This window comes from Shewanella sp. BF02_Schw, from assembly GCF_014596695.2.
Classification (GTDB): Bacteria; Pseudomonadota; Gammaproteobacteria; order Enterobacterales; family Shewanellaceae; genus Shewanella.
Genome location: NZ_JABKAW020000001.1, coordinates 521,343 through 546,501, shown reverse-complemented (window position 1 = coordinate 546,501; position 25,159 = coordinate 521,343). Strand labels below are relative to the sequence as shown.

Here is a 25,159-nt window from a genome sequence, read left to right as displayed (position 1 = left end):
ATTGCCGCTATATACTATTTGTTTAGTTTATCTATCTAGCTTATTGCTCTTACTTACTCCTCTCGCATAGTTCTAGCGTATTAACTTCCGTTATGAGCTTTCAGCTTATGTTCATCTTCGGCCCGTTATGATGAACCTAACAGTCATCAATGACGCTGGAGATAACATGAAAAAAGCCATTCACGTACCCGCTCAGGCATTGCTCGCCTTAGCCTTGGTCTGTATGCCATTAACCAATGTACACGCGGCGCAACCAACTAATTCATACACTTATACAGCAGAAGATGATGTGGTGAGTGATGCTGAGTTGGCACAAATGCTCGCGCCAATAGCGCTATATCCAGACAGTTTATTAACCCACATATTAATTGCGTCAACGTACCCATTAGAAATTGTCCAAGCCAAACGCTGGTTATCAAACCAAGGTAACCGCGACACCAACCAAATTATGACCGAGGTAGAGTCGCAAGACTGGGACCCAAGTGTCAAAGCCTTGGTAGCATTTCCCAATGTATTGCAGCGTTTAAATGATGATTTAGCGTGGACTCAAAGCGTAGGCGATGCCTTTTTGCAAGATGAAGGCCGCATGCTAGACACCATTCAATCATTAAGACAACAAGCTGATGAAGCCAACAACTTAGTCGACCTTGAGCAAGTAAAAGTGTCGCGGGTTGAGCGCCGGATTATTATTGAATCAGTTCGCCCAGAAATTGTTTACGTGCCTTATTACGACAGCCGTATCGTTTATGGCAACTGGCGCTGGAATCGTTATCCACCGGTTTATTGGAATGCACCTGCTTATGTACATTATCGCCCTAACCACAGTGCTATTTACTGGGATAGCGGAGTACGTATTAGCTTTAACTTCTTTTTTAGTGGTTTTCATTGGCATGATCGCCGTGTAATTGCGGTACCAGTACGTCAAAACTACCGTTACTACACACCACGAAAAATAAGTTACAGCCATGGTGCCCAACATTGGCAACATAAACCTAAGCATCGCAAAGGTGTGGCTTACCACAGCCAAGTGATCAGCAAACGTTATAATGGCCATTATGAGAAACGTAACAAGCAGGTAAGTTATTCACGCGAAGCCAAACGCCAGCAAGCCAATGAACCTCGTCATTATTCCACCAAGGTGAATGATCAGCGTAAAGACATAAACCATAGCAGCAAGCAGGATAAGCGTAGTGACAAATCAACGTTAAGAAGTGTAGGCCGCAATGAGCCGATTGAGCACAAAAGTAGCCAGCTAAAACGCGAGTTAAGCCAGCAACGTCAACCAGCAGCACAAGTAAAATCATTTGAGCGCAAAGGTGAGCCGATGAAGTCAAACTACAGTCGCCAACGCGATGTGGCCCAAACTAAGCCTAAGTATGAGACAAAACCAGTGGCGAACATAACAAGCAAGCCGCGCACTCAAGAATTACAACAAGCTCAACGTAACACTCGAGTTGAAACATCGCGCCAGCCGCAAGTTAACGCGATGCGCAATCCACAACAGCAAGTAAAACAAATACGCAGGAGTGAACCACAAAAGCAGCAAGTTCGCGAAACAACTCGATCGACGCCTCAGCAAGCTTCGCGATCAATGAGTCAGCAACGTGATAATGCATCATCACGCCGTGCAAGCCAATCGAGAGACACCGGACCTTCAAGAGAAAAACAGTCTAGAGAAAGACAGTAAACAGTAAAAAAAGCCGCGAACTACAACAAAAAACAACATGAGTAGGTCTTGTCTCTCATGTTGTTTTTTGTCTATATAAAATCAATAAAATTGCCAGTATTCACGCTAAACCTGAGCATGGGGTAATACAATACAGACATTTAAGCCATGAGGTTCTACTCGGCTAAAAGTCAATTCACCATGATGTAAACTGATAATATGCTGACAAATTGATAAGCCTAAACCCGCACCATGTGAAGCGTTTTCATCAACACGATAAAAGCGGTTTTTGGCTAAGCTGATTTCCTCATCTGACATACCCCGGCCTTGATCAAGCACATAAATTTTTGTCTGTTGCTCGTCCTGAGTAACCTTAATGGTTATTAAGGATTCTTTAGGACTGTATTTACAGGCATTTTCGATAATATTTTTCAGTACTAATTCGATGTAAAACGGATCGGCATTAATGTTCATATCTTTAGGAACAACGATATACCACTCGAAATCGGCAATGACGTGTACTAGCTGATTTATCACATTCTCAATAATATCTTGTAGCTTACAATCGGTTTTATTTAACGCCTCTATCGCATCCACTCGTGATAACAACAACAGCTGCTCCACTGTATGGCTAATGCGGTTTACACCCTCGCCTATGGCTTCTATATATGGCAACGTTGCCTGCTGAATTTGTGGCATTTGGCTAGACAATACATCGCTTAAGCCATCGCTGTGTAACTTAATAATCGCTAATGGCGTTTTAAGTTCATGGGCGGCATCGGCACTAAAACGACGTTCACGGATCATCGTCTCGCTAATGCGCAGCAAGAAGCCGTTAAGGGCTTTTTGCGTTGATGCTAACTCCTTCGGTAAAGTGAAATTGATAGGGGTTAGGTCTTGGGCTGAGCGGTTATCTAAATGACGTTCTAATAACTTAACCGGTTTAAATAAGTAATAAGTTAACAACAACATGAAAAACATCATAATGGGAGTAATGATTAACGGCGAGCGCCAAGTGTTGCTGATAATTAATGACACGATCTCTCGTCGAACATCATCACGCTGTGCGGTTACAATCCATACCTGATGCGACGATGAGAAAAAACTGTACACATGCCATAACTCATTATCGATGCTACGAGTGTCATAGCCTTGGATGAAATTGGTTAGTTGTTGCTCGCCAGAACTATCAGAATACGCGAGTAACTGCCCCGAGCTGGACAGTAATTGAAATGATAATTTATGCTCATAAGACAAGGTGACAGGATTAGATTGATCAGCAAAGGTTTCTATTTTTGAATCCGCAACATGGAACAAACTTGGCTGCTGGAGCAATTGTGCCAGTTGAGCTTCTGTTAAATGTTCGACATAAAACTGTTCCAACATTTTGGCGGTTTGCACCATCTGCGCATCAAACAATTCTTCGACTTCATGCATAGCATCACGCGTACTGAGTATGCTCGAAAAAGTTACCGTAAGAACAATCCCCACCAGCATAATCAAACTTAATAATAATCGTAACGAAAACATAATATCCTTATTGTATTAAGTGTAATTAAGTCGCTGTTTGGCTGCCCAGCATTTACTTCATCTACCCTATCTAGCTCATAATAAAGCTATACCGTTTCAGTTAAAATATAGCCTATACCGCGCACGGTTTTGATCAGCTCAGTGGCCGTTTTTTTACGTAGATGATGAATATGCACTTCTATCGAGTTGCTGCCCACTTCATCCCAGCCATAAGTTAGCTGTTCAAGTTGATTACGGGTTAATACGCGACCTGCTGATTGAGCAAATTCGAGTAACAGTTGATATTCACGGCGTGAAAGCGACACTAACACATCGCGAAAATGCACTTCACAACGGGCAAAGTCGATGTTGAGAGCACCATAGCTAAATTGGTTATTATCTAGGCCATGTTGACGTCGAATAATCGCCTTAAGCCTAGCAATTAATTCCCTCACATCAAAAGGCTTACTTAAATAATCATCGGCACCAATATCTAAACACATTAAGCGGGTGTCGAAATCAGTGTTGGCTGTTAATACAATAATAGGTAATGAGATACCATTTTTACGCCACTGTTTTAATAAGTCCGCACCATTGCCGTCGGGTAAACTTAAATCGAGAATAATGGCGCTAAAATCTTCATTTCCTAAGGCGATTTGGGCTTGATTATATGATGCTAAATGATCGACCTGAATACCTGATTTAGCTAAGCTCATTACGATGCCTTGTGCTAACAACTTATTATCTTCTACTAATAACACCCGCATTCAGTACCCTTATTCATTAACGAAACACCTTAAAATCGACACCTTGTTGCTGTAAAAAACCTTCAGCATCAGCTCCTTTTAGCATCGACATTGTGGCCAACATTCCTGCCATAACACAATTGGGCGCCAGCACAGTGACCGATAATGGCGCTTGCTCTACAGGGTAACCCTTTTTAGGATTAATAATATGCCCATAACGTTTACCGTCCACCTCTATATAGCGCCGAGTAGTACCACTAGTGGCTAACGCCCCCTGGCGAATGGTTAACAGTGCCGCAGCGTTATCAAGCTTATGAGGGTTTTCAATCCCCACCTGCCAGCCATCGCTTTTGGTGATCGGGCAAGCAATATCACCACCAAAGTTGACTAATACCGATTGCTTTGGCCAACGACTCGCTAATATTTGTGCGGTGCGATCCACCGCATATTCCTTACCGATACCGCCAAAGTCGATACTCATGTCTGCAGGCATGCAAACGGTCTTATCCGTCAATGCAATGCGATCAAAACCCACCTTAAGCAAGGCGGCATCAATATCAATTTGTAACGGCACACGATGGTTACCATCAAAACGCCATAACGCCATTAATGGACAGGCACTGATATCAAATGCTGATTCACTTAATTGAAAACATTGTTGAGCAAATTGCAATAAATGCACTGTCTCGGCATCAATTGGGGTCGTTTCACCTTGGGCATGATTTAACTGCCACACCACGTTAGCTTCAATAAAACGGCTGAATTTATGTTCTATACGCTTTGCTTCGTCATAAGCAATAGTCAGCATTTGCCTCGCAATGTACTCGTCATCAACTGCCATTAATAATTCACATGGGCTAGCCATAGCATTAAATGAACCTAAAAAGCCCCAAGGACGAGGCTGTAAGCTCATCACTTTTGGGGCTTTTGACATTGTTGTTAGTGGTTCAAGCAAGTTAAATTACTCTGTTTATTGATGACACATTCATCTTAAAACGAATAACTCACTTGAGCTACTATCGCTTTCACCGCTGGGAATAAATCGTAGTTTTGTAGCTGACCAGGTATCTCAGTACCATTATTTTCAGGATTTTGCTGATAATACTCAATACGATAACTTAATTCATGGCCACCCGATAAACGCTGGCCAAATTTAAGTCCTATGGTGTAAGCCGTCATATCACCAATGCGATAATCGGCGCTGGCATACTCTGGTATTTCATCGCCACTCATCAAGAATGGTTGATAAAACTCAGCTGCTTGCTGCTGGTAATAACGTAAGTGCAATTGTGCGTACATAGTTGGACTAAAATTATATCGGTAATGCGTTTCTAAAGTATGCGATTGAATATCCCAATCATCAGTACTATAGCGATATGAAAAATCGACTACGCCAGAATCCAGTGCACCTTTGGTGAGTAAAAACACGCTGTGCTTAAGGCGTGAGTCTGGACGATTTTCGTAACGATAAGCTTGTGTTTGACCGTTAACATCGACTTCACTAAGGATCTTATACGGGTCGGTCATGTAACCTGACACACTTGATAAACCATAGTTAGCTTGCATCAACCAATTACGATTAATAATCTGAGTCACACCAAACATGATATCACTGGTTTGTTTAGTATCATCACCCGCTAAACGCGTTTGATCAAAGGCTGCTTGATAATCGGCATCACTGGCATAATCGCCACGAAACACCATTTCTGACATTGCCACAGGACGACCGCCAACAGGGTCAACCACATCATTGGTAAATGCCCCCGATAACGACAACGTAGTGTTATTTTTATTAAAACTACGTTCAAGACCCGCGTTAATGCCCATCGAAAGATAATCAAACTCTTTTGAACCGTACACACCTACGTTACCGGTCCAATCTTGATTAAGCACTTCTTGCCAGTTAGCGCTAAGCTGAACACGAGTATCATGAAAGGTATCATCCAGCGGTGTTTCGCCAGCACTGACAGTATATTGGCCATCACCTGACGGACGCGTGAAAGTTTGACTGTCACTTTGTGCCACTGCACCAGAAGCTGATGCACCGGTTAAACTGTCGACCACAATTTTAAGGTCCAATAACGAACTGTCACCAAAGGCTTTTTGTACATTACCAATCGCTTCTGCAGCTTGAACCCGGTCTTGCTCGCCATAATACATAATGGCAGCATCGACCTTCCAATCATCATTGGCAGGAATCGGTTCTGCTGCACTGGCCTGTTGGCTTAATAAACTACAGCTTGCTAATGCCAACGCACTGGCAATACTTTGCTTAGATGTTAGTTGCATCCACAACCTCCGCCCGCTAATGAGCGACCACCACTAGTACCTTCTTTACTAAAATAAATATGGTCATCTAACGCGAGATCGAGTTTTTCGCTGTTCAACGCCATATCAGCACGGGCTAATTGATCTTTTTCCCAAGGTTGTACACCTAAGTTCGAACAGCCAACCAAACTACTGACAATGGCTAATGCCACCACAGCTTTGGCAAAGGGTTGATAAAATGCTTTTGTCATCAATTTACTCCTGTAACAACATTTGGATTTCTTGTTCATAGGCGGGAATGTTTTCGGTAAAAAAACCCATGTGAGTTTGCACTAATTCACCTTTACGATTGAACAAAAAGCTACTTGGCATACCTTGTAACTCAAAGGCTTGGGCAATATCACCTTCAGGGTCAAAACGAAGATTAAATTTTGCCGGCAGTTTGCTCAAAAACTCACGGGCTAATGTGGTATCAACATCAAGGTTAATTGCGACTACCTCTAAACCTTGTTGTTGATATTTAGCCTGGATGGCATTCATCCACGGAAATGATTTACGGCATGGAGCACACCAAGACGCCCAAAAATCGACATAAACCACTTTGCCAGCAAATTGTTGCAGACTGACACTTGCGCCTTGTTGATCTAACACATCATGTTCTAATGACGGAGCAGCTTGAGCTTGGGCATTAACACCTAACCCTATCGCTAAACTTAACGCTATAAACTTAATGTTACGAAAATGACAAAATAACCCAATTGACATCATATTTTCACCTAATAAACATATTGCAAACAACATAGTCCACCAATCTTAAGATTCACTTAAGCATTGTAAAGATATCGTAAAGACAATTTATGCCATTAAAAAAAGAAAATAACATTAGCCTCCAATCATTTTCGACACGATGCCTTTATCGTTACCAGACTCGGCCACTAAAATCCCTGCTAAATGTAAACTTATAAAAGGGATGAAATACCACAGTGCCAACTTATGAATTGTTTCAGCCTGTTCTTCTATTGCCTCTGGACCAAACTTGAGTAACAAACCTGTTATTACAGAGAACGCTATGCCAGCATAAAATACCCAATACACCCATGCCTGAAACTTTTGCTTTGTCGTAGCTTGGCGCGAAAAAGGCGACGGATAATGCAGACCAAATTTAGCCATATAAACAAACCGAGCAAAAACAAATACGCCCACCGCATAGCCAAAATAAATATGCCACTGGAACATAACGCCACGAATACTTTTAGCAATGCTCACCGCTTGTTTATCGGTAATAATGACATCTAATTTCGCTAAGCCTTGGTGAATTATGGCGGCCATATGGTTTTTTTCCATCCACCCAAGCCTTAGTAATACGGTTAATAACATCACCATCATGGTCAAGGCCAACCCCCAATGAATAAGACGATGGAATAATGGATAAGTTGTCTGTGTTTGCATATAAACCTCGGTAGGATTGCGATGATGGGCCATTATCACGCCGGAATCTTAACAATCACTTATGGATAACAATAATCGAAAAAGAATCTAAAACATGACACTATGGCGATAAAATAACTTTGAACGAACTCACACATGACTCATTTTCTGCACAATACCCGACAAATGGCGTTATTCCTTGCAGGTTTAGGAACTTCATTGGGCGGACTTTATACTTTATTCCCACAGTGGGCTGTCGAAAACCTTAACCAGTTAACCTATCACTCCAGTGACACAATATTTATTCAGCATTGGGGATTTATGGTATTAATGGTTGGATGCAGTTTTTTTATTGCAATGTTCCGTTCAGCTTGGATAAAACCGCTGTTTTGCATTGCGCTCATTGAAAAGCTGTTTTTTGTTAGCTTGGTATTGAGTCATGCCAATCAAGATTTTGTCGATAGTTTTTGGTTATCAATGGTAATGGACAGCATGATATGTACTTACATTGCCGCGTATTTATGGTGGTGTCGAGCCACTGGTGATTTAACGTATTAAGATAGGTAAACTCAATTTAACCGAGACTATCTGGCGGTGCCGCGACATCGCATTTTTTACAAATAAGGATCATTCCTAATTGCTGTTGCCGACCTTCTACTGTCATTACCCAAGGGCGAACAGTCCAAGGTGGATTATGGCGTACATGTTGAAAATGGCCGCAACCTAATTCTGCCACCCAATGATGTTCTTCATCCAAATGATAACCGGTAATTTTTTGCTGCATCCTAGTTCACCCAATCTTTAATACCAATTCTAATAGACGGTAAACACCTACAAAAAAGCCTGAACAAGTCAGGCTTTTTGAGTAATAAGTAACTTAAATAACAACGAGGTTACTTAGTACGATCGCGAATGTGGCTCATTGCACGCTTACGACGACGCTCTTGACCCACGGTCAACTTCTCAGTTCTACCTTCAAACGGGTTAGAACCTTCATGGAAACGTAACTGAATTGGCGTACCGACTACTTTTAATGAACGACGGAAATAGTTCATCATATAGCGCTTATACGAATCAGGTAGTTTCTTAACTTGGTTACCATGAATAACCACGATTGGTGGATTATAACCGCCAGCGTGAGCATATTTAAGCTTCACACGACGACCATTCACCAATGGTGGTTGGTGATCATCTTGCGACATTTGCATAACGCGCGTTAGCATTGATGTACTTACGCGACGTGTCGCACTGTCGTAGGCTTCTTCAATTGACTCATATAAATGACCAACGCCAGTGCCATGTAATGCCGAAATAAAGTGAATACGAGCAAAATCGATAAAGCCTAAACGGCGATCAAGTTCGCTTTTAACACGGTCTTTGACTTTTTGATCAATACCGTCCCACTTGTTTATCGCAATCACCAATGCACGGCCTGCGTTTAAGGTAAAACCTAATAAACCAAGATCTTGCTCTGCAATACCTTCGCGCGCATCGATAACCAATAATACTACGTTAGCATCTTCAACCGCTTTCAAGGTTTTAATTACCGAGAATTTCTCGATAACTTCATTTACTTTACTGCGACGTCGAACACCAGCAGTATCAATTAACACGTACTCTCTACCTTCGCGTGACATTGGAATGTAAATACTGTCACGAGTGGTACCTGGCTCGTCATAAACGACGACACGTTCTTCGCCGAGGATACGGTTAATCAGTGTTGATTTACCCACGTTAGGCTTACCAATAATGGCGAGCTTAATCGGTAAGTTTTGTAGGCGTTCTTGTTCTGCTTCCGCTTCTTCTTCAGTATATTCACGTTCAACTTGCTCGCCTTCTTCGTCGAGTTCGCGAACAATACCCATAGCTTCGGCATAAGGCGTTAGTGCGTAGTCAATCATGTTGGTTACACCACGACCTTGCGCGGCAGCCATTTGATAGACTTCACCTAAACCTAGAGACCAAAATTCACCACAAGCTGAATCGGCATCAATACCATCAACTTTGTTGGCAACCACAAAAGTGACTTTATCACGGCTACGTAAATGCTGAGCAATCGCTAAATCGGCAGCGGTCATACCAGCACGAGCATCGGTCATAAATAATACGACGTCAGCTTCTTCAATCGCGGCCAATGACTGTTCAGCCATTTTGGTTTCGATCCCTTCTTCGCTGCCATCAATACCGCCAGTATCAACAACGATAAACTCGTAGCCAGCTAAAAATGCACGGCCGTACTTACGGTCACGTGTTAAACCTGGGAAATCAGCGACTAACGCATCACGAGTACGAGTAAGACGGTTAAATAATGTCGATTTGCCGACATTCGGTCGCCCTACAAGGGCCACAACAGGGATCATGATTTTGCCTCTAAAAAACTTTTCAATAAAAAGCCCCCGGAACGCTTCCAGGGGCTCTAGTAAGGACATTATACCTTAATTAACGCAAAAATAGTGCTATGACTTATTCCGCATCAGTTTCAGTATCTTCCTCAACATTCATTTGCTCTTCTTTGTTCAACGTAACAATCGCGACTTTGCCGCTACGGCCTTGAACATAGATTTTGTCACCCACCACTAAAGGTTGGGCATATAATCCATCACTATCAACTTGAACTCGGCCAACTATATCGCCGCTGTTACGGTCAATAAAATGCAAGTAACCTTCAAAGTCACCGACAACAATATAATTATCAATTACTGCAGGGGCTGTTAACTCACGGTTTTTAAGGACTGAAGTGCTCCATAACTCTAAACCATTACGGCGATCGACAGAGTAAATACGGCTATGATCATCGACCAAATACAGGCTAATACCTGCAGCGGCTAAATCATTAAAGCTTGAATATTTACGCGACCAAACTACGCGACCGCTACGAAGTTCCATAGAGACTAAGTTACCATTGTAACTAGCAACATACAGATTTTCGCCCAGTATTAATGGCGTCATATCAATATCAGCCATCCGGGTAAACTCATTTGCACCGGTTGGACTAAAAACGGCTTGTTCCCAAGCAGCTTGGCCATTACTTTTAACGACAACTGCGACTTTACCGTCAGCTGTTCCCAAAAAGAACCCGCCCGCTTCATACGCAGCAGAACCTGTACCTCTTAAGGTAAGATTTGGCAGTTGCATTTCATAGGTCCATAACTTTTTACCATTATCGATATCAAATGCTTCAAATGCGCCTTTACTGGTATTTACCGCGACAACATCTTCTGCCACTGTTGGTGCCGATAATAACTCGCCATTCGCTTGCGCAGACCACACAACGTCACCCGTTGCTTCGTCAAGCGCAACCAATAAACCGGTTTCGCCACCAACAAACACTTTATTACGTGCAGCGGTAACACCTGCAGCTAAAAGAATACCCTTGGTTTTGGTTTCAAGCTTATCTTCAAAGACATCATTGAAGTCTTTTTTCCAAAGCTCATCACCGGTTGTTTCATCAAAGGCAACCACAATACCGCTACGATCGGCGACAAACACCTTGCCGTAACGAACGGTAGGGCGAAGTTGAGAGTAATAATCCCCTACACCGTCGCCGACACTGGTATCCCAAGTAATCTCAGGAAACACGGTTGCTTGTATATCAACTAATTCACTCACTGGCTCTTCTTCAACATCACTTGAAGAACAAGCAGACATAAGAGCAACACTTAACCCAACGGCAAGTAGATTTTTACACCACGACTTCATCGGCTAAATTCCTTATGCCTTGTTTAGATTGTCTAATTTCATGGTCAGCGCTGGACTGGCTAACGCGCCACCATTATCCACTGCTGCTTGATAAGCTGATTTGGCTTTATCCAAATCACCTTGACGCACTAAAAAGTCGCCTTTCAATTCTTCACGTTGTGAAGCAAATGCTTTATCAGTCACTTGATCTAACGTCGCTAACGCCATGCCTATATTGTTTTGTTCTGCTTGAATACGTGCTAAACGAATCATCGCTACCATACCCAAACCAGAACCTGGTTGGGCAGCAATTATCTTAGTAAATGAGGCTTCAGCTTTAGCTAAATCACCCGCTTCAACCGCTGACTTTGCTACCATTAATTCAAGCAATGCTTGATAACCTTGCTGATCATGTTCTGATGCAAAGCTTTCTGCCTGAACCAATAACGCAGCAGGGTTAGCCGACTGTGTCACGATAGACTGAAACGACTCTGAAGCTTCTTCAGCCGCCGTCACTTTCATGTCTGAATATTCGTTCCAACCATATAGACCGCCAAGGCCTACTACGGCACCGACAATAATTGAGGTACCATAATCTTTCCAGAACTGCTTGATAGCATCTACTTGTTGTTCTTCTGTGCTATAAATTTCCACTTGCACTTCCCCTTTAAAATCTGTTCTTAAATCAGTTCTGCAATTTTAGCTACGAGTTCACTACGCGTAACCAATTGTTGTTCATCGCTTGTTCTTAGCGGTTTAATAGCGACTTGGCTATTAGCCATTTCGTTTTCACCAATAATTAACGCAAACTGAGCACCACTTTTATCGGCACGTTTCATTTGCTTTTTAAAGTTGCCACCACCGCAATGGCTCATGACTTTAAGTGTTGGTAACTGTTGACGCAACTCTTGAGCCACTTTAATGGCTTCAACGACGCAATTTTCACCCATTGCAGTGACATAAACGTCAACTTCTGGGGCAATATCACTGGTTAACTCAAGTGTTTCAAGCAATAGTACAATACGCTCAAGGCCCATTGCAAAACCAACAGCTGGGGTATCTTTACCACCAAGTTGGCCGACTAAGCCGTCGTAGCGCCCACCCGCCAATACTGTACCTTGAGAGCCCAGGCTAGTGGTAACCCATTCAAATACAGTGCGGTTATAATAATCTAAACCACGGACTAAACGCGGATTAATGGTGTATTGGATACCAACAGCGTCTAAGAGTTCACATAAAGTTGAAAAATGTGTCTTGGTCTCTTCACCAAGATAGTCCATCAATGCGGGAGCATCAGCTAAAAGAGCCTGCACTTGCTGATCTTTACTGTCTAGCACTCGCAATGGATTGGAATACATGCGACGTTGACTATCTTCATCTAACTTGTCTTTGTGCTGCTCTAAGAATGCAATTAAGGCATCACGGTAAGCTGCACGTTCAGCCGGATCGCCTAAAGTATTAAGCTCAAGTGCCACGTGTTCTTTAATGCCTAACAAGTCCCATAAACGGGCAGATAACATTAATACTTCAGCATCAATATCGGCGCTAGCAATGCCGTAAACTTCAACGCCAAACTGGTGGAATTGACGGTAACGACCTTTTTGCGGGCGCTCATGACGAAACATGGGTCCCATATACCATAAACGTTGTTCTTGATTGTAAAGCAGACCATGTTCGTTACCCGCACGCACTGTTGAGGCTGTGCCTTCAGGGCGTAAGGTTAAGCTGTCACTGTTACGATCTTCAAAGGTGTACATTTCCTTTTCAACAATATCGGTCACTTCACCAATAGAGCGTTTAAAAAGATCGGTACTTTCTACAATAGGAGTACGAATTTCACTGTAACCAAATGCACTAACTGATGAGCGCAATACAGCTTCGACTTTTTGCCATAAAGGACTTTGAGTAGGCAGAATATCATTCATTCCACGAATAGCTTGGATTTGCTTTGCCACTGTTAACGTGTCCACTTCTTGATTAGCTTGCGCTAATAAAATGTAAATATACCCTCAACATCGGCAACTCTTGGTTGCCATGCACAGGATTAAGATTATTCAGTTTTATCGATTATCGCGATGCGATTAGCCATCATGCTGGCTTTAGCGCGGATTTTTGCTTCTAAACCATCGACAATATTTTTATTGTCAAAGCGCTCTTTTTGACGCACTCCGTCATCATAATAACCGCTCTTAGCATGGCCGCCAGTTAAGCCGATATCAGCCACTAACGCTTCACCTGGACCGTTGACTACGCAACCAATAATAGACACATCCATTGCAGTGGTAATGTCCTCAAGACGACGTTCGAGTTCATTGACGGTACTAATCACATCAAACTCTTGGCGCGAACAAGAAGGACAAGCAATAAAGTTAATGCCACGGCTACGAATACGTAGCGACTTTAAAATATCAAAACCAACTTTAATTTCTTCAACCGGATCGGCCGCTAACGAAATACGTAAAGTATCACCAATGCCTTCAGCTAATAACATGCCTAAACCGACAGCTGATTTAACTGAACCCGCACGCATCCCACCGGCTTCGGTAATACCTAAATGTAACGGTTGACGAATTTGTTTAGCCAGCAGACGGTATGATGCGACAGCCAGGAATACATCTGACGCTTTAACGCTGACTTTAAATTGATCGAAATTCAAACGGTCCAAAATATCCACATGACGCATCGCTGATTCAAATAATGCTTCAGGCGTTGGTTCACGATATTTGTCCATTAAGTCTTTTTCAAGCGAGCCACCATTCACTCCGATACGGATGGGAATGTTTTTATCGCGGGCGCACTCAACCACACTGCGAATGCGTTCTTCATTACCAATATTACCTGGGTTAATACGCAGGCAATCTGCACCGTATTCGGCCACTTTAAGCGCGATACGATAATCGAAATGAATATCGGCCACTAATGGCACATTGACAGACTGTTTGATAATTTTAAAGGCTTCAGCATCATCCATTGTCGGTACTGAAATACGTACAATATCAGCGCCCACTTTTTCTAATGCTAGAATTTGCGCCACGGTGGCCGCAACATCGGTAGTTTTAGTATTCGTCATCGATTGAACAGCAATCGGTGCGCCATCACCAATAGGGACATTGCCCACATAGATACGTGTTGATGGTCTGCGAATAATTGGGGATTCGTTATACATGCAAATATGCTCTACTGCTGTTGCTAAAGCATTATGACGCTTTAGGCAGGGTTAATCTTGCAACTCGACCGTTGGCAAACTCAGCTAAACTGACATTATTGCCATCGAGGCTGATGCTGGCTACTTGAGGAGCACCCAGAATCACTTTAAAAGGTTTTATTCCACGAACTTCAATTCGTTGTGCCGAATTCTTCACGCCATCAACCATCACTTTGCCATTAGCATCAGTCACGTTAACCCAACAGTCACCGGTAAGCTCAATGGTTAATACACTTTCGCCACTGGTTAAACTGGTGTCTGTTGTTGATGAAGATTCAGTACTAGCAGTTGTAACACTGCTGCTAGCCGCTAATTGTTGTGCAGTACTGGCTGCATCTTGTGCCGTTTGAATCAGCTTATCTTCGGCTTCTATTGCTGCCTTGTTAGCCGAATCTGTTGCACTATCATTGCCTTCGTTACCTAAATCATTAGCAGTAGATTGCACTGAGCCACTTCGAATGATCTGTTGCGGTTCAGGCATGTTGCTTTCAGCAGCAATCTCTTCAACGGTAGGCTGCGATAAATCAACATTGGTTAGTAACGATGATTTCTGTACCCACCACAACACTAACATGGCAATCAATACGGCAACGATAAGATAAGTCACTAAATTAAGACGACTATTACGAGCTTGATGAGTCGTTTTACGTGAAAAACTTTGCATTGCAGGCGCAACAATTTCAGGCAACTGATGGCTTAAGCATTGTTGAATTTGGTTAATGTCAGCGCTCACAACACGGGCATAATTTTTAATATAACCTCTAACATATGTGGTAGAGGCAATATTAACAAAAATGTCATTTTCAAGATCATTGATAATCTTGGGACGTAAATGCAATTGGGTTGCTACGGTCTCAATTGAGAGTCCCTTTGCTTCGCGAGCCGCTTTTAAAATGGCGCCAGCAGTAACAACATCCTTTAACAATGACGTTTCTTCTACGTCTTGTTCTACTTCGAATTCTTTAGTCATTAATTCAAGTTAGCTCTATAATTTTTGGCTTGTGGAGATGCAGGAAACTTAGCAATAAGTAAAATGCCAAATCGTTTTACGGCTTCTATATCATTCGCCGCCCGCTCAATCTTAATCCCTAAGGCTAAACTTTCTGCTGATTCGCTAGCAACTCGATGGTATCTTGCGAGTTGTTCGCGCGCATTGCCGTAGTCAGCATCTTCCATGGCTAACTCGGTTAATTCTAATAACGTTACTTTACGTCTTTGATCATACTTTAACGCCATATTAAAATACTGTCGCGCTTTTTCTTTATCACCGGCTTTACGGCTGCATACGCCTAAGTTTTCATAACTCGATGCGGTACGGGTATATTTAGGTGTTTCAATCGCCGCAAGAAACATTTTCTCAGACTCAACAAAATTATTTTGCTGACATAAAAACACCCCAAAGTTATTCCGTGCATCACCAGTAACATCACTCAAGCTAATGGCTTTTTTATATGACTCTTCTGTTCGCTCTATATCACCAACTGTTTGATAATAATAAGCCATTGCCATATGAACTTCACTGATATTCGGTGCATATTCAACAGCTTTATTTAAATTGTACTTGGCTTGTTCACTATTTCCACGATTTAGATAAGTTAACCCAAGTTGCATTCGTTCTCTAGCGGCCCCCTGCTTATCAAACCGACGCTCTGCTACAGGGGTATCAGTACCACTGTAAGTACGCTCAGTAACACAAGCAGTGACGGACAAAGCCACTAAAGTAATCAGAACAACCTTTTGCATTCCGTGCTTCATTTATAAGCCTATTATCTATGCAAACAACGAGTTATTCCATTGTGACTGAAATCTGATTCTGTTGCATTTGTTTTTTTGCTAAACGCTTTGTTCTATCACGAATATCGCCAGCTAGTTGGCCACAAGCAGCATCAATATCATCACCACGAGTTTTACGAACAATCACAGTTAGGCCGTGTTCCATCAACACTTTAGAAAAACGATCTATGCGTGAGTTAGAAGAACGACCGTAAGGAGAACCAGGGTACGGGTTAAACGGAATTAAGTTAATCTTACATGGAGTATCTTTCATTAGAATTGCAAGTTCATGCGCTTGGTCTGTGCTGTCATTAATATGATCAAGCATGACATATTCAACCGTCACGCGGCCGCGATTTGCATTAGACTTTTCTAAATAACGACGAATACCCGCTAAAAATTCTTGTAATGGATATTTTTTATTAACTGGAACCAACACATCGCGCAGTTCATCATTTGGTGCGTGAATACTTACCGCTAATGCGACATCAATGGCGTCACCTAATTTATCAAGTGCAGGTACTACACCAGAGGTTGATAACGTCACTCGACGTTTAGATAAACTAAAGCCAAAATCATCCAGCATAATATCCATCGCAGGGATCACATTAGCAAGGTTCAGCAAAGGCTCACCCATCCCCATCATCACTACGTTAGAAATTGGTCGATCGCCAGTGTCTTTATGGAAACCTAAAAATTGCGATACACGCCAAACTTGGCCAATAATTTCAGATACCGTTAAATTACGGTTAAAACCTTGTTGGCCCGTTGAGCAGAAGGTACATTCTAAAGCGCAGCCGACTTGTGACGATACACACAAGGTCGCGCGGTCTTCTTCAGGAATATATACGGTTTCAACTTCTTGGCCTTGGCCAACATTGATAGCAAATTTAATAGTGCCATCATTCGACTTTTGAAAACTCGCAATTTCAGGCGCAACAATTTCACACTTCGCTGCAAGTTTGGTACGCAACACTTTGTTTATGTTGTTCATTTCTTCAAAGTCAGTAACACCAAAGTGATAAACCCACTTCATTAACTGATCGGCACGAAACGGTTTTTCGCCCATCTCACTGAACAACGCCCGTAGTCCTTTACGATCAAGATCTAATAAATTGATTTTCTTTACACTCATTCGCCTAACCTCAAAACACCAAAACCTGTAACAGGGCGGCGAATTATACAGTTAGCATCACGTTTTAGCCAGTATATCTGCATCTAGTGATATGTTAGTATTACTGCAGGCTATATGGCCTTCTACGAGGAAGTTTTTACTCACACTATGTTAACCCTTTTATTGATTGTTTCTTTTGCTATTTTGATTTCCTTTTTGTGTAGTATTTTTGAAGCAGTTCTCTTATCTGTCACTCCAAGTTATATCGCAACCCTAAAAGAAACTAACCCCTTTATTGCTGCGCAGCTCGATAAACAAAAGCAAAATATTGACTCTCCTTTAGTGTCTATCCTAACGCTAAATACCATCTCACATACCATGGGTGCTTCTATTGCTGGCGCACAGGCGGCTATTGTGTTTGGTAGTCAAATGCTTGGGGTATTCTCTGCGGTTCTAACTTTTTTAATTTTGTTCCTCTCAGAAATCATCCCTAAAACATTAGGGGCTAATCATTGGCGTAAATTGGCGCCATCGGTATCGGTATGCTTATTCTGGATGGAAAAAATGACCATGCCTTTAATTTGGATGTCTCAAAAAGTCACCAATCTGTTAGGCAAAGGTAATAACGGTCAATACATTCGTCAAGAGCTCGGCGCGATGAGTAAAATGGGTAAAGACAGTGGTGAGTTAAGTGAACAAGAATCACAAATTTTAACCCAAATGTTATCGATGAAAGACATGCACGTCAGCGACATCATGACCCCCAGAACGGTAATATTTAAATTATCGACTCACATCACTCATGCGCAATTTATCGACCAATATTTGTCGAGCCCGTTTACTCGTTTTCCGATTTACCAAGGTGACCGAGATAATGTGATTGGTTATGTCAATCGTAATGACATTATCCTTCAGTCTCGCCAAGCACCAGATACCGAAATTGGCACTCATTTAAAAACGTTACTTGTAGTCCCCTCTTCCGTAAGAGTATTGCCACTGTTTCAATTAATGATAAAACGTAATGCTAAAATGGCATTAGTGGTTGATGAATATGGCTCAAGTGAAGGGATAGTGACAATTGAAGATATCATCGAAACCTTAATTGGTTTAGAAATCGTTGATTCAAAGGATTTAGCTCCCAACATGCAAGCTCTGGCGCGTAAGCTGTGGCAACGACGAATCAAGAATAAAGGGTTAGTTATATACGATGATAATTAACTTGGTTAATTAAGCCACTTGCGCACGGATACATAATCAAAAAATCAATTATTAACATTCTGTTGGTCGCATTTTTTAATACAAACTGTATTGGCTATATCCAGCCAACTAGTACCATCACTTCCGTTGTTTGAGCTGCAATATAAAGATCACAACAACGCGCAGTGATGACATGTTTAGCTAAATTAGTATAAGATGGTGACATTATATTGAGGAAAAAAATGTCACATATTTATCGTTTATCTATAGCTCATATTAATGACACTCATTCTAACTTCGAACCTAGTCCAGTCCAGTTTAGCCTGACAGCCCAGCAACGCACTTATACACTTGAAGGCCATTCAGGTGGCTATGCGCGTTTAGGTTACCAAATTGAACAAACAAGGCAGCAAGCCGCAGCCGAGCAAACTCCATTTCTATTTTTACATGGCGGCGATAGCTTTCAGGGCACTTTATATTTTAGAGAGTTTCAAGGTGCCGCCAATGCACACCTTCTTAACTTACTCAAACCTGATGCCATGGTGTTGGGTAATCACGAAATCGATGCAGGTAATAGCCCTGTGCAGGCCTTTTTAAACCGTATCGACTTTCCGGTATTAGCCGGAAATATGGATTTAAGCGCAGAAGATAGGCAGAAAACAGGTCGATTATACGGCCACCCGATGTTGTACGACTTTGATGACAGCACCGGGACAGCAAAAGTATTGATAAAGCCATTTCACGATATTCAAATGGCTATTATTGGTATTACCTTAGATCAAATGCATTTAATTGCTAGGCCGGATCCCGATACCCACTTTGTTAATGCTATCGACACTACCCGTAAAACAGTTCAAAAACTGAAACAGCAAGGCATTAATCATATTATTGTACTAAGCCACCTAGGTTTAGACCAAGACCAAGAACTTGCTGCCTGTGTCGACGGCATAAGTCTAATTGTCGGCGGACATTCTCATACTCTCCAAGGTAATATGAGCAACATTGGCTTAAGCGATATTCCTTACGCAGAAACCATAAACTCAACGCCTATTTTGCATGCCGGAAAATATGCAGAAACGCTGGGTATTGCCCAAATCAATTTTGATTCAAATGGCAAAGTAACCGAACTTATCGGTAATAACTATTTTATGCTTGATGACAATATTCATGTCAGCACCAAAGACGGACAGCCTGCCGATAGTGCTATTGCCGCAGATTTAATCGAGCAGTTGTTCAATCACCCAAGCATAAAAGACGCTAAGCATGATGATGCTATTCATCAGGTGATTCACAGCCAATACCGCCCATCATTAGATGCGCTAGAAAACCAAATACTGGCTCATATACCTCGAAACTTTGTCCACACTAGGTTGCCCAGCAAACAGCTGCCTCATGGCAGTGAAATAGCCCCTTGGGTGAGTCGTAGCATGTATAAAGCGGCTAAATACATTGAGCCAAATATCGATTTTGCACTCCATAATGCGGGAGGTGTAAGGCAATCACTCAATAAAGGGCAATTATCACTTGCCGATGTTATTGGCCGCATTTTGCCATTCGAATTACCCCTAACCTTGTATCAAATTATGGGTAAACATATTATTGAAGCTTTAGAATCGTCCATCAATAGCGCTACCAATAATGGTATTGTCGGCACAGGTGCGGGCAGTTTCCCCTACCCCTATGGATTACGCTACTTCTATGATGGTAAGCGAGTTAAAGGCCAGCGGATCACTCAAATTGATATCTACAAGCAGGATCAATGGCAAACTCTTGAATCTAATAAGTTGTATATTGGGGTATCAAGTTCTTATACCGCAGCGGGTAAGGAAGGTTATGATGCGTTATTGCATGCCCACTGGCAGCAACCGATGAGCAATCAAACGCTGCCAGAAGCCTTCATCGATTTTGTTAGTCAACATGGCCATCTCATTACGGGACAACTGTTCACAAATGTACATTACATTAGCCATCGTGATTAAACGGCAACTTCATATATTTAGAAGACAATACCTAAAAGAAACCACCTAACAGCAGATAGAAGACAATAATTCGCGGTAGATCACAGACCATAATGAGCAGAGATGGTTAAATAGTTCAAAGGTTGAATTAAAATCCTCATTAATTATCATTTTTGGCAAAATAGGAATACATACATGAAAGCTAAATTAATTGCATTTGCTGCCGCTGCCACTTTGGCTATGGGTGTTTCTTCTGTATGGGCACAAGGTGCTTTGCATCAAGGCGAAGTACTCGACACCATGAATGGTGGCGGTTATACCTACGTTCAACTAAAAGAAGCTGACAAAACATATTGGGCTGCGGGTCCGCAAACTGAAGTGGCTAAAGGCGATAAGGTAGAAGTGTCTGAACAAATGTGGATGAGCGACTTTAAAAGCTCAAGCCTAAACAGAACCTTTGATAAAATCATGTTTGTTGGCAATATTAATAAAAAATAGTACGTTTTATCGTAAAAAACTTACATAATTGGCCAATCTTATCGATTGGTCTTTTTTATGAAAAACTCAATAAATCAACCTCATCAAATCGTTGATTTTTCTGCATCCTATGCAACTCAAATAAGTGAATTATACCATACGGCTGTACAAGGCATTATTCATCCAAGATACCCGACCTTAAAACTCAATGCGTGGTCATCAGCGCCTCGTTCAGCTAAATTTTGGCAACTACGATACAAACGAAATAAAGCCTGGTTAGCACTTGATAACCAACAGGTCATTGGTTTTATTAGTCTAGAAACTCATTTTAAACACCAGGGGTATATTGACTGCTTATACGTTCACCCCGACTATCAGCAGCAAGGCATCGCCCGCGCACTCTATAAACACTTACAACATTGGGCTCTTCAGCAACAATATCCTTATCTCAGTGTTGATGCGTCATACTTATCTAAACCGTTGTTTGAAGCTATGGGATTTTTTTTGCAACAAACAAGCTATCAACAAAAGTGTGGCCAAACGTTTACCGGCTTTTACATGAAAAAACGGTTAATAGACTAGCTACTAGGGCGGGACTTCGTCCTGCGAGAACGCTATAAAAGCGATAAAAAGCGATAACGAGCGTTACAAGCCTAGGTGCTAGGACGCTTCGAGGCTAGATTCTATAACAGCGGTAGAGCTAGGACGATAACGAGCGAACGCTTTGACCGCTTTATTTAGCAGCGTAGCGATCTAGCAGGACGCAGTCCGCGCTAGGCTCTAGGCTGTTACGTTCGTTATCGCTTGTCATCGCTTGTTACCAGCTTCATCGCTTACTACCTAGCTTCACCGCTTTAACAGAGGTTGTAGCATTTCTTCCAATCCATTGAGCTTCACTTCATACATTAATGCTAGTTGCTCACCAAGTTTGCCTTCAGGAAAACCTTTAGAGTGAAACCAAACCAAGTAAGGTTCTGGTAACTGCAGTAATTTACGACCAGCATATTTACCAAATGGCATGGTTTGATTAATCGCTTCTAACAATTGCTGCTCATTCATCACTTATGGCTCCACGCCTTTGTTTATCGATTAGGTTAATGTAATACCGATTACATTAACTATTTTATCAGTTCAAAGCCTTTATCAAAACTGCTTTAAGTTAAGCAAAGTGAACTGACAATGCACGCGATTGACATTACGGGCCATCAAAAAAGTACAACGAGTGAAATGCACAATGAATTGATACTGGGTTAATTAATGAGAGGTTAGCTACTCATTAATCAACCAACCCTGAGTAAACTCATGCTGAATGAATCGTCGCCTCGATTCAAAATCGCCCCAGGCTCAGTTCAAAAGCGATTGTAACTGACTATATCGGACAATAATAAGACCACTGGTTAGCGTAAAATAACCGATTGAATCAAATTTAAGCTTAAAATAACTCGTTTTGCTGCATCCCTAAAATATATCAATTAGCTATATCAAAATAGATTTATAGTCATTTAATGCATATGAAACACGTATTCATATTTTATATACATTGAAAACACCTCATAAAACAATGATGTTATTTGCACATAACAGCTGCAAGTCATTATTAAATTTAACCTTTCACTAACATTGGCGGATGCAAACCTTTGCTGTCAATTTTCCGCCTTTATGGTCAAAACAGTCAAATTATCGCCTCAAAGACATTAATAAAAAACCGTCAAAAATCAGCTAATTGACTAAATCTATAACCATAATTACAGTGTAGTATCAATTACATTTAACGGTGTAAGTTAGTCATATTGAGAGGGCAATATCCATGATCATATTAGTTGGTGGTGAAAAAGGGGGGAGTGGTAAAAGCTGCCTTGCGCAAAATATTGCAGTCTTCCTAACCAATGAAGTTCAAGCCAGCGTGATTATGGTCGACTGCGATCCGCAAAGAACCACATCAGACTGGATCCAAGCTCGGAACAACAACCCAAAACTGCCGGCCATTAACTGCGTGCAACTGTATGGCAAAATTCGTAATGACTTGCTCAGCTTAGAGCAACATTATGACTATGTTATTGTCGATTGTGGTGGCCAAGATAATCTAGCGCTTAGAGCAACCATGTCAGTTGCATCCTATGTATTAATGCCATTGCGCCCAAAACGACGAGATTTAAAAACCGTCAGCCATATGGACGATATCGTCTCAACTTGTTTGATGATAAACCCAAAAATGAAAGCATCATTTGTGATCACTCAATGCCCAAGTTTACCGAACCAGGCAAGCAGAATTACTGAAGCAAAAGATGTCTGTCGTACCTATGACATTAATGTATTAGATGCCGTTAACTACAGTCGCAATATTTACGACGACAGTGAAGAATCTGGCTTATCAGTATTTGAGTTAGAACCCCAAGGTAAAGCTGCAGAAGAAATGCGCAGTATTGCCTGTGAATTACTCGACATTACTGATGCAAAGCAACTCATTGAACAGCGCAATACTGCATCGAACGTGACCACGATGAGAGGAAATTATGGGACTAGCCGATCTCAAGAAAAACGCTTCGTTATGTAAAAGCACCAATAACATTGCAGTATCAATTGATGACTTTATTGCAGCAGCCGATTTATATGCTGCTGGCCAAGACCGCCCTCAACATGAGGAAAAGCAAACGCTAATGAAAAGCGATGCAGGTAAGCAAAACAATATAATCGATTTTTTACAACGAAAATATCCACAGCATGTAGAGCCAATAAAATCGGTCAACAAAAGTAAACAGCAACCTTTTAGACGTTGTACCTATACCTTAAGTGAAACGGCAATAAGCCAGCTCGCATTACTCAGTCAGCAAGGAGGAATAGCAAAATCAAAACTTATCAGGCAGTTGATTTCACAATATTTTAGTCTATCTCCACAACAACAAAAACGGTTAGATGTTAGCTTTACAGACCAATAGTTAATTTTGCAGACAAATAGTTAATTGAACATAAATTTAACCAAACACAACGACGACCACTTTATCCCCGCCCTTTCACTGGCAGTAAATATGAGACTAATATTTGCTAGCCAGTGCTTTTATTTAACCAAAATCCCAACCTACACGTTAAGCAAACTACGTTATCACTTATGGCTCCCACTGCTATTTAGTTTTTCCTAAAGCTTGAATTTGCTAACAAACTGCCCCATTAAATACTCATGGAATTAAACAGCTACTAGCGAATGAATTAAATGAGTCATGCTAAAAATTGCAAGCTCAGATAATACATAAGCTTAAAATAACAATCTTAACGCCCTCTTCGACTACCAGGACACTTCTATGATCGCGATTGTAATATTACTCGTTATATCAATAACAGCTGTGGCATGGATTGTCAGTAGCCAATGGCGCCTCAACCGTCAACGTAGCATTGTCGCCAGCAAACCATTTCCCACTCAATGGCGTCATATATTAAAAAAGCGTTTTCCTTATTTCAAAGCCATGCCGACGGATTTGCAACTTCAACTCAAAAAGCATATTCAGATATTTATTGATGAGAAACAATTTATCGGTTGTGACGGATTCGAAATCAATGACGAAGTAAAAGTGACGATTGCAGCCCAAGCGTGTTTATTATTACTCAACCGTAAAACTGACTATTACCCAAAACTTAAACAAATTTTAGTCTATCCAAGCGCGTTTATCGTTGAGAAAAACCGCACGGATCTCGCAGGGGTACAATCAAGCCAACGCAATGTGTTGCTGGGAGAATCTTGGGAATATGGCAAAGTCGTATTGTCATGGAACAGCACTATAGAAGGCGCTGCCGATCCGTTTGATGGTAGCAATGTTGTTATACACGAATTCGCTCACCAGCTTGATCAAGAAGATGGAACAGCTAATGGTGCACCACCACTGCGCGATATCACTTCATATCGTTCATGGTCTAGCACATTGGGGCAAGAATTTAAGCAACTTCAGTATTGCGCTCAACACCATATCCCGTCATTATTTAACTATTACGGCGCGACCAATCCGGCGGAGTTTTTTGCAGTGATAAGTGAAACGTTTTTTGAACGACCCGTGGAGTTTTACCAACAGCATCAACAATTGTATAAAGAATTGAGCCAGTTTTATCAGCTAGATCCAATAAATTGGCATTAAAAAAGTATTAAAAAAGTAT

General features: G+C 41.6%; 26 protein-coding genes. 9 read left to right on the top strand and 17 right to left on the bottom strand.

The genetic code is table 11. From position 1 onward, the window contains the following. Nucleotides 1-166: 166 nt before the first annotated feature. Nucleotides 167-1,687, top strand: a complete 1,521-nt coding sequence (locus HNW13_RS02600; protein ID WP_192114495.1) for a DUF3300 domain-containing protein — start codon at nt 167-169, stop codon at nt 1,685-1,687. Between the two features lie 105 nt (nt 1,688-1,792). Here HNW13_RS02600 and HNW13_RS02595 read toward each other — a convergent pair whose 3' ends face one another. From HNW13_RS02595 to HNW13_RS02565, 7 genes are all read right to left on the bottom strand, one after another. Then, complete coding sequence (locus HNW13_RS02595) at nt 1,793-3,196, bottom strand: ATP-binding protein (protein WP_192114494.1); 1,404 nt, start codon at nt 3,194-3,196, stop codon at nt 1,793-1,795. A gap of 86 nt (nt 3,197-3,282) precedes the next feature. Continuing rightward, nucleotides 3,283-3,942, bottom strand: coding sequence for a response regulator transcription factor (locus tag HNW13_RS02590; RefSeq protein WP_162022611.1), 660 nt, complete (start codon nt 3,940-3,942; stop codon nt 3,283-3,285). 16 nt (nt 3,943-3,958) lie between these two features. Then, the gene (locus HNW13_RS02585; protein ID WP_192114493.1) at nt 3,959-4,855 is read right to left on the bottom strand and encodes an FAD:protein FMN transferase; all 897 of its coding nucleotides are present in this window, start codon (nt 4,853-4,855) and stop codon (nt 3,959-3,961) included. Nucleotides 4,856-4,911: 56 nt separating this feature from the next. Further along, nucleotides 4,912-6,210: a DUF3570 domain-containing protein gene (locus tag HNW13_RS02580; RefSeq protein ID WP_192114492.1), complete on the bottom strand. Its 1,299-nt coding sequence runs from the start codon at nt 6,208-6,210 to the stop codon at nt 4,912-4,914. After that, complete coding sequence (locus tag HNW13_RS02575) at nt 6,201-6,440, bottom strand: DUF4266 domain-containing protein (RefSeq protein WP_162022608.1); 240 nt, start codon at nt 6,438-6,440, stop codon at nt 6,201-6,203. Before HNW13_RS02575 ends, HNW13_RS02580 begins: the two co-directional genes overlap by 10 nt. Before the next feature lie 4 nt (nt 6,441-6,444). Beyond that, the gene (locus HNW13_RS02570) at nt 6,445-6,957 is read right to left on the bottom strand and encodes a TlpA disulfide reductase family protein (protein ID WP_243756159.1); all 513 of its coding nucleotides are present in this window, start codon (nt 6,955-6,957) and stop codon (nt 6,445-6,447) included. A gap of 114 nt (nt 6,958-7,071) precedes the next feature. Then, entirely contained in the window at nt 7,072-7,671 is a 600-nt protein-coding gene (locus tag HNW13_RS02565; RefSeq protein ID WP_192114491.1) for a cytochrome b/b6 domain-containing protein, read from the bottom strand. A 102-nt stretch (nt 7,672-7,773) separates the two neighbouring features. Here HNW13_RS02565 and HNW13_RS02560 point away from each other — a divergent pair, with 102 nt between their 5' ends. Further along, complete coding sequence (locus HNW13_RS02560; protein WP_192114490.1) at nt 7,774-8,175, top strand: hypothetical protein; 402 nt, start codon at nt 7,774-7,776, stop codon at nt 8,173-8,175. Nucleotides 8,176-8,191: 16 nt separating this feature from the next. On the opposite strand, the gene HNW13_RS02555 is transcribed toward HNW13_RS02560, so the two are convergent. The 9 genes from HNW13_RS02555 to HNW13_RS02515 all read right to left on the bottom strand — a co-directional run bounded on the left by HNW13_RS02555 (nt 8,192) and on the right by HNW13_RS02515 (nt 17,408). After that, entirely contained in the window at nt 8,192-8,401 is a 210-nt protein-coding gene (locus HNW13_RS02555; RefSeq protein WP_101085508.1) for a DUF3565 domain-containing protein, read from the bottom strand. A 109-nt stretch (nt 8,402-8,510) separates the two neighbouring features. Then, nucleotides 8,511-9,977 (bottom strand): ribosome biogenesis GTPase Der, encoded by a 1,467-nt coding sequence (der, locus tag HNW13_RS02550; RefSeq protein ID WP_101085510.1) that lies wholly within the window; start codon nt 9,975-9,977, stop codon nt 8,511-8,513. Between the two features lie 103 nt (nt 9,978-10,080). Then, nucleotides 10,081-11,316 (bottom strand): outer membrane protein assembly factor BamB, encoded by a 1,236-nt coding sequence (gene bamB / locus HNW13_RS02545; protein ID WP_101085512.1) that lies wholly within the window; start codon nt 11,314-11,316, stop codon nt 10,081-10,083. Between the two features lie 12 nt (nt 11,317-11,328). Then, entirely contained in the window at nt 11,329-11,949 is a 621-nt protein-coding gene (locus HNW13_RS02540) for a tetratricopeptide repeat protein (protein WP_101085514.1), read from the bottom strand. Between the two features lie 26 nt (nt 11,950-11,975). Next, nucleotides 11,976-13,250 (bottom strand): histidine--tRNA ligase, encoded by a 1,275-nt coding sequence (gene hisS, locus HNW13_RS02535; RefSeq protein ID WP_192114489.1) that lies wholly within the window; start codon nt 13,248-13,250, stop codon nt 11,976-11,978. Nucleotides 13,251-13,345: 95 nt separating this feature from the next. Then, nucleotides 13,346-14,461: a flavodoxin-dependent (E)-4-hydroxy-3-methylbut-2-enyl-diphosphate synthase gene (ispG, locus tag HNW13_RS02530; RefSeq protein ID WP_101085518.1), complete on the bottom strand. Its 1,116-nt coding sequence runs from the start codon at nt 14,459-14,461 to the stop codon at nt 13,346-13,348. Between the two features lie 31 nt (nt 14,462-14,492). Further along, a complete protein-coding gene (locus HNW13_RS02525; RefSeq protein WP_192114488.1) occupies nt 14,493-15,470 on the bottom strand; it encodes a RodZ domain-containing protein in 978 nt (325 codons plus the stop codon). Continuing rightward, a complete protein-coding gene (gene pilW / locus HNW13_RS02520) occupies nt 15,470-16,255 on the bottom strand; it encodes a type IV pilus biogenesis/stability protein PilW (protein WP_101085522.1) in 786 nt (261 codons plus the stop codon). The genes HNW13_RS02525 and pilW overlap by 1 nt, the downstream gene beginning before the upstream one ends. 31 nt (nt 16,256-16,286) lie before the next feature. Beyond that, on the bottom strand, nt 16,287-17,408 hold the full coding sequence (locus tag HNW13_RS02515; protein WP_011636587.1) for a bifunctional tRNA (adenosine(37)-C2)-methyltransferase TrmG/ribosomal RNA large subunit methyltransferase RlmN: 1,122 nt from the start codon (nt 17,406-17,408) through the stop codon (nt 16,287-16,289). Between the two features lie 147 nt (nt 17,409-17,555). On the opposite strand from HNW13_RS02515, the gene HNW13_RS02510 reads away from it, so the two are divergent. The 4 genes from HNW13_RS02510 to HNW13_RS02495 all read left to right on the top strand — a co-directional run bounded on the left by HNW13_RS02510 (nt 17,556) and on the right by HNW13_RS02495 (nt 21,601). Then, nucleotides 17,556-18,605, top strand: coding sequence for a hemolysin family protein (locus HNW13_RS02510; protein ID WP_162024297.1), 1,050 nt, complete (start codon nt 17,556-17,558; stop codon nt 18,603-18,605). 221 nt (nt 18,606-18,826) lie between these two features. Continuing rightward, the gene (locus HNW13_RS02505; protein WP_101085525.1) at nt 18,827-20,563 is read left to right on the top strand and encodes a bifunctional metallophosphatase/5'-nucleotidase; all 1,737 of its coding nucleotides are present in this window, start codon (nt 18,827-18,829) and stop codon (nt 20,561-20,563) included. Between the two features lie 174 nt (nt 20,564-20,737). Next, entirely contained in the window at nt 20,738-21,040 is a 303-nt protein-coding gene (locus HNW13_RS02500; RefSeq protein ID WP_059747853.1) for a hypothetical protein, read from the top strand. Nucleotides 21,041-21,097: 57 nt separating this feature from the next. Further along, the gene (locus HNW13_RS02495; RefSeq protein ID WP_192114487.1) at nt 21,098-21,601 is read left to right on the top strand and encodes a GNAT family N-acetyltransferase; all 504 of its coding nucleotides are present in this window, start codon (nt 21,098-21,100) and stop codon (nt 21,599-21,601) included. 264 nt (nt 21,602-21,865) lie between these two features. Here the strand turns inward: HNW13_RS02495 and HNW13_RS02490 are convergent, their stop codons facing one another. Next, entirely contained in the window at nt 21,866-22,078 is a 213-nt protein-coding gene (locus HNW13_RS02490) for a DUF3820 family protein (RefSeq protein ID WP_041413444.1), read from the bottom strand. A 748-nt stretch (nt 22,079-22,826) separates the two neighbouring features. Between HNW13_RS02490 and HNW13_RS02485 the strand changes: the two genes are divergently transcribed. The 3 genes from HNW13_RS02485 (at nt 22,827) to HNW13_RS02475 (ending at nt 25,140) form a co-directional block, all read left to right on the top strand. Next, the gene (locus HNW13_RS02485) at nt 22,827-23,573 is read left to right on the top strand and encodes an AAA family ATPase (RefSeq protein ID WP_162022602.1); all 747 of its coding nucleotides are present in this window, start codon (nt 22,827-22,829) and stop codon (nt 23,571-23,573) included. Then, nucleotides 23,533-23,955 carry a hypothetical protein gene (locus HNW13_RS02480; RefSeq protein ID WP_192114486.1) on the top strand — a complete coding sequence of 141 codons (423 nt, stop codon included), beginning with the start codon at nt 23,533-23,535 and terminating at the stop codon, nt 23,953-23,955. Before HNW13_RS02485 ends, HNW13_RS02480 begins: the two co-directional genes overlap by 41 nt. A gap of 360 nt (nt 23,956-24,315) precedes the next feature. Continuing rightward, on the top strand, nt 24,316-25,140 hold the full coding sequence (locus HNW13_RS02475) for a M90 family metallopeptidase (RefSeq protein ID WP_162022600.1): 825 nt from the start codon (nt 24,316-24,318) through the stop codon (nt 25,138-25,140). The last annotated feature ends 19 nt before the right edge of the window (nt 25,141-25,159 follow it).